Source organism: Marinobacter salinexigens, from assembly GCF_008370345.1.
GTDB classification, from domain to species: domain Bacteria; phylum Pseudomonadota; class Gammaproteobacteria; order Pseudomonadales; family Oleiphilaceae; genus Marinobacter; species Marinobacter salinexigens.
Genome location: NZ_VTUU01000016.1, coordinates 59474 through 65473, shown reverse-complemented (window position 1 = coordinate 65473; position 6000 = coordinate 59474). Strand labels below are relative to the sequence as shown.

Here is a 6000-nt window from a genome sequence, read left to right as displayed (position 1 = left end):
TTCGATGGGCCTGGTGGCTCCATTCCACCGCCTTGACCTTGAACTCAGTGCTGTATTGCTGTGTTTTCTTCCCCGTGATCATTTCCGGCATCAGTTTTCTCCTGCTTCGGAGTTATCGATGCGTGTCCACTAGATCGGGGGAAGTCCACGGTCGGCTTCACCTACTGGTTAAGTGATTCATGCCCCAGCTTACGAAGCAGCACATGAATCGTTGCCAAATAGTAGTAAAACATCCAGCTTAGCCACAATGCTGCGTCATAGCCCGTTTTCTGTTGATCGTTATGATGACGAATCCCGAAATTATTGGCGAGATTAAACAGATCTTTTTCATCTTGTTTTGTGAGGACAGATTTAACCTGAGGCCTTAAGTACTCCAACACATCAGCCAAATCCCGAACTGCCTGCCGCCTGTCATCAATAGTCGAGCCATGCCTACGATATCTCAATACAGCAGAACTTACCCTCGACTTTATATTGTCGTCATTGGAGGGTACATCCGCCTCAAAAATCGGCTCAAAACCTTTTTCAGGCTTGTGCAATATTTCGCCTTTTGGCGAGAGCTCAAACGACCCTTTATACAAGGCCAATAATTCGTTCATGCTCTGGGCAAATTCAGTTTCACCTTCAGATTTATTGAAGGTTTCCCAATGCATGCCGCAATTCGCAAAATCGTGGTAGGTACCGTCTATTGGCTTAGAAACGTTTTGAAAGAGATACTCGATAAGATCGAAAACATCGTCCTCACCTAGATCAGGCAGATTACTTTCAATAGGCCAGATACCCTGTTTCCGCACTTTCAGCAGGATATCCAACTCTACGTCGGAAACCTTTCCTTGGACTGGACCCATATCGACACAGGCCCAGCCTAGATATTCGTCAAAATAGCCACCCTCTCGGAAATTCTGGAATGCTCTAAAGAACAGATCCAGAAATTCCGGGAACTCAAAACCCTCAGTATTTTTGTTTTTCCCGGTTCTGACCGAATAGAAAGTGTGTGCCATTTCTATACCTACTTAGACATTATGACTCCCCACTAGGGGGCTGCCCCCGCTTCGTGGGTTAGCCTCAGCCAGAGCCATAATTTACGTGTTCTCATGCGTAAAATTGGGGGGCAGCACCATGAAAAAACATAGCACACTGTTCATCGGACTGGATACGCACAAAGACACCATTGCCGTGGCCTACGCCACAGATTCTCGAACCGATCCCGTCACTTACGTGGGTGCCATTGGCACCCAGCACTATGCCATCCGCAAGATGGTCCGGCAGTTCGAGTCCCGCCACCCCGGCTGCCAATTGCAGTTCGTCTATGAAGCCGGCCCCTGTGGCTACTGGCTCTATCGATTGCTCTCAAGCTGGGACTATCCCTGCTTTGTTGTTGCACCATCCATGATTCCGAAGAAGCCTGGCCAACAGGTCAAAACCGACAAGCGCGACTGCATGCAACTGGCCCAGTTGCTGCGCAACGGCGACATTGATCCGATTTACGTGCCAGAACCAGAAGACGAGGCCATCCGCGATCTCTCCCGCGCTCGCGAGACCGCCATGTGGGACCTCAAGAATGCCAAGAGCCAGCTCAAGGCGTTTCTGCTACGGCAGGATATCCGCTATACCGGCTCGGCCAACTGGTCTGCCGCGCACATCCGATGGCTCTCCGAACTGGTCATGCCCACGCCGTCCCAGAACACCGTGTTCCGGGAAATGCTCTACACCATCGTGGAGCGCCACAAACGTCTGGAACGACTCGATAACGAACTCACCTACCAGGTACGCCGCTGGCGTTTCTATCCCCTGGTCAAAGCGGTGCAGGCGCTGCGCGGTGTTCAGTTGCTGGTAGCCACCTGCGTGGTGGCCGAACTCGGTGACCTCCAGCGGTTCGACAACCCCAGGAAACTGATGGCCTATGTCGGCCTGACACCCAGCGAGCGCTCCAGCGGCAGTCGCCGTCGGATCGGACCACTGACTTGTGCCGGCAACAAACGGGCAAGGCGCATGCTGATCGAAGCGGCCCATGCCTACCGTTATCCGGCGAAGATCTCGCGACTCCTGCAACAGCGCCAGGAAGACCTACCCAAAGCGATAGTCGAGAAAGCCTGGGAGGCCCAGGCCCGGCTCTGCCGGCGCTATCGAACCCTGATGCAGCGCGGCAAGCACCGGAATGTGGTGGTGGCCGCCATTGCTCGAGAGCTGGTGGGGCATATCTGGGCCATTGCCCGGGAAGTGGTGATCGCCAAGCCCGATCCAAGGTTGATGCTATGACAACGGTTATGGGACAGGACAGGCGTTTCAGGCCGCGGAGTGTGATGCAACCCTCGACGCGCGTTAGGAAGCCTGGCTGACGCTTCAGACCAGATGCTCGTTCCTAGACGGAGGACCGGCTTCACGACGGAAAAGTAAGGTGGTGAGAACCCACGGATATCAGCATGAAAACCGTCGACGATTACTGGCCTCAGCGTCTGTCCTGACCCGCCCTTTAACTACGGGAAGGTAGCTCTGAAACACGGGCCTGGACGGGTGTTTGCCTCTTGACGTGGGGAGTCATATCAACGCCAGTGGTAACGGGCGGCAACGGAGCGCAGCGTAGTTGGCGTCCCGTTGACCACCTTGTTAACTTTTGAATCCGAACTGACTGTACTGGTAAGCCAAGTCCGAGTACTTTTCACGAAGCCAATTTACATCTGAATCCCAGTGGGAGACGGCAACCTCATAACCTTTTCGCGAGCGTCTCTGATTCGCAAGCATAGACAAATGGCTTCGAATCTTAGAAAACCTTTTGCTGGTGCCAGGCTCTCCCCACTCTTGGGCATATTGACGAGGCACTACTGAAGGGATTTCTGCATACCAAGTAAAGTAGATGATCTCGCGCCGCAGATGTTCAGGCAGTCCATTCGTTTTGCCTACTTTGTATCCAAAACAAGCAAGTGGTGAAAACTCATGCATTGATTTAAACGCCCCAGGGTTCTGCTGGTATTCAGCTTCAAACTGAGACAATGCTCTTTGCATGTGTTTGGGTAGCGGCTTCTGCATCTCCCGCGAGCGCCTTGCCTGTAATTCCGCATGTTTTTCAGCGTATTCTCGCTCCCTTTTCTTTTTCTCAATTTGGGAAACAATCCAGATATAGGCTGCAATGATCAGGATGACCAGTAGGAGTAGGTCCTCAAACTCCATAACTTAAAGTCTCCTTAGGGCTAGCTGGCGAAAGTTAACAGCAATTAGACAGAGCTCTTCATGATTGCAAAAATTTGACCGCGTCGTTATTACAGCCCCTGAATCACTTTCGGGCTCTGACCATAACTCAATAAAACAACAGGTTAGCTCACCGTGGCACCACTTTCCATGTAATCATTTGACCTCCACGATCCACGCGATGAATCATGCGGTGCCAAGATCTAACAGGAAGCAGTCAGTCGAAGGGAGACTCAAATCGTCAGGGGACGTGTTCAGGAAATAGTCCGGATAACGCTGGGGGCGTCGGGCACGTAGGCCAAGAGGGGGGAGTTAACGGGCCGGGGTTTCCCCCAGCCCCAAATACCATTAGCGAAGAATCACCAACGGCTTCTCAGCCGTCTTCAGCATCGTGGTGGTGGTACTTCCAACCAGGAACTGACGAATACGGGAGTGACCGTAAGCGCCCATGACCATCAGGTCGATGTTGTGCTGTTCCTGATAGTTGTGGAGAGCAGGCTCAACATCACCGGCACGAATCGCCAGGGTGATCTCGGCACCCAGTCCAGACAGCATTTTTTCCGCCCTTTTCAGCTGTTCCCAGCGGTCACTGGTGTCCGGGCCAACCATCACCAGATGCAGCGGCAGGCCTTTCAGCACTGGGCTTGCTGCAATCAGTTCAACACCTTTGAATGCGGTGGAACTGCCGTCGAACGCCAGCATTGCGCTTTTTGGGGCGGTGAAATCATCCGGAGCCAGCATAACCGGCCGATGGATACTGCGCAGAACGGTCTCCAGCTGGCTGCCGATATGAACGTTGCGGTCGGAACTGCTTTCGCCATGCAGGCCCATCACGAACAGGCGAGCCTGGCTTTCCAGCGCCAACAGCGAGTCGGTCAGATCTCCGTGGCGCTGGCGTTTCTGAACTTCAGCAACACCGGCTTCCTGTAGGCGTTTTTCAGCCTCATCCAGCATGTGGTGGCCATGTTCCAGAGCAAGCTTGGAGCGTTTTCTGTCCAGCTCGGCCAGTTCTTCCAGCAGGTGTTCACGACTACCCAGGCCGATGCTGCCGGCAAGATCCGGTTCAGCCGGATAACGCTCTTCGTCCAGAACATGCAACAGGGTCATCGGAGTTTCCATGTGCCTGCTGGCCCATGCTGCGTAATCACACACCGCAGGCGCCGCACGGGAACCGTCAATACAGGCTACTACTCGTAACATATCCACCTCGCGTTCCATTTCTGACAGGTGATCGCTCTGGCTATTATTATGACCGGCATTGTCACTCAATTCCCTGCCCTGTGTCATTTCAGTGGCCCATCAACTGGTCTACCGCTTCCGGCTTGTCATGGACACCGAATCGGTCAACGATGGTGGCACTTGCCTCATTCAGGCCAATCACTTCCACTTCAGCGCCTTCACGGCGGAACTTGATTACTGCCTTGTCCAGAGCGCCAACCGCCGTGATGTCCCAAAAATGAGCCCGGCTCAGGTCAATCACTACGTTATCCACGGCTTCCTTGAAATCGAAGGACTGCAGGAATTTCTCCGAGGAGCTGAAGAACACCTGCCCGACCACGGTGTAAGTTCGGGTGCCCGAGGCTTCGTCCAGAACAGAACTCACCAGCATGAAGTGACCAACCTTGTTGGCGAAGAACAGTGCCGCCAGCAAAACGCCCGCAAATACACCAAAGGCCAGGTTGTGAGTGGCGACCACCACAATCACTGTCACCAGCATCACGATGTTGGTGGAGAGCGGGTGGTTCTTGAGGTTAACGATGGAATCCCATGAGAAGGTACCGATGGACACCATGATCATCACCGCCACCAGCGCTGCCATCGGAATCTGAACAAGAATTTTGTCCAGTACCAGCACCATAATCAGCAGGAAGATCCCCGCCGTGAGCGTGGAAAGACGGGTCCGGCCGCCGGATTTCACGTTGATGATGGACTGGCCAATCATCGCACAACCCGCCATACCACCGATCAGGCCAGAGCCGATGTTGGCGATGCCCTGTCCCTTACATTCACGGTTACGGTCACTTTCGGTGTCTGTCAGGTCATCCACAATGGTGGACGTCATCATGGACTCAAGCAGACCAACCACGGCCATGGGCAAGGAGTACGGCAGGATGATCATCAGGGTTTCCATGTTCATCGGGACATCCGGCCACAGAAAAATCGGCAGGGTATCCGGCAGCTCTCCCATATCACCTACGGTTCGAATGTCCAGCCCCAGCAGCACAGACACGAATGTCAGGACGATGATGCAAACCAGAGGGGAAGGCAAAATCTTGCCCACAACGGGCAACAGCGGAAACAGATAGATGATTCCCAGGCCGGCAGCCGTCATAGCGTAGACATGCCAGGTCACATCCGTGAGCTCAGGCAACTGAGCCATGAAAATCAGGATCGCCAGGGCATTCACAAATCCGGTCACGACCGATCTGGACACAAACCGCATCAAACCGCCCAGTTTCAGGTAACCGGCAATGATCTGGAACACACCGGTGAGGATAGTGGCTGCCAGAAGGTACTGTAGCCCATGTTCCTTGACCAGTGTCACCATCAGCACCGCCATGGCGGCTGTTGCTGCGGAAATCATGCCCGGACGGCCGCCCACAAAGGCGATAATCACGGCGATGCAGAAAGAGGCGTAGAGCCCCACCTTGGGATCGACTCCGGCGATGATTGAGAACGCTATCGCCTCTGGAATCAGCGCAAGAGCCACCACGATTCCGGAGAGCAGATCCCCACGGATGTTGGAGAACCATTGGTTCTTCAGCGAGTTAACCATAATCAGTTCCGTCAGATTAAAAAATTCCGGCGAGCTTT

At 53.8% G+C, this 6000-nt stretch carries 5 protein-coding genes; 1 reads left to right on the top strand and 4 read right to left on the bottom strand.

Annotation, left to right across the window (positions count from 1 at the left end):
• Positions 1-161 precede the first annotated feature (161 nt).
• A complete protein-coding gene (locus FWJ25_RS18850) occupies positions 162-1001 on the bottom strand; it encodes a hypothetical protein (RefSeq protein WP_149601814.1) in 840 nt (279 codons plus the stop codon).
• Positions 1002-1119: 118 nt separating this feature from the next.
• On the opposite strand from FWJ25_RS18850, the gene FWJ25_RS18845 reads away from it, so the two are divergent.
• Positions 1120-2259: an IS110 family RNA-guided transposase gene (locus tag FWJ25_RS18845; protein ID WP_149601813.1), complete on the top strand. Its 1140-nt coding sequence runs from the start codon at positions 1120-1122 to the stop codon at positions 2257-2259.
• A gap of 348 nt (positions 2260-2607) precedes the next feature.
• On the opposite strand, the gene FWJ25_RS18840 is transcribed toward FWJ25_RS18845, so the two are convergent.
• From FWJ25_RS18840 to FWJ25_RS18830, 3 genes are all read right to left on the bottom strand, one after another.
• Positions 2608-3168 carry a hypothetical protein gene (locus FWJ25_RS18840; protein WP_149601812.1) on the bottom strand — a complete coding sequence of 187 codons (561 nt, stop codon included), beginning with the start codon at positions 3166-3168 and terminating at the stop codon, positions 2608-2610.
• A gap of 366 nt (positions 3169-3534) precedes the next feature.
• Positions 3535-4473 (bottom strand): universal stress protein, encoded by a 939-nt coding sequence (locus FWJ25_RS18835; RefSeq protein ID WP_149601811.1) that lies wholly within the window; start codon positions 4471-4473, stop codon positions 3535-3537.
• Between the two features lies 1 nt (position 4474).
• Complete coding sequence (locus tag FWJ25_RS18830; protein ID WP_149601810.1) at positions 4475-5962, bottom strand: SulP family inorganic anion transporter; 1488 nt, start codon at positions 5960-5962, stop codon at positions 4475-4477.
• Positions 5963-6000: the final 38 nt, after the last annotated feature.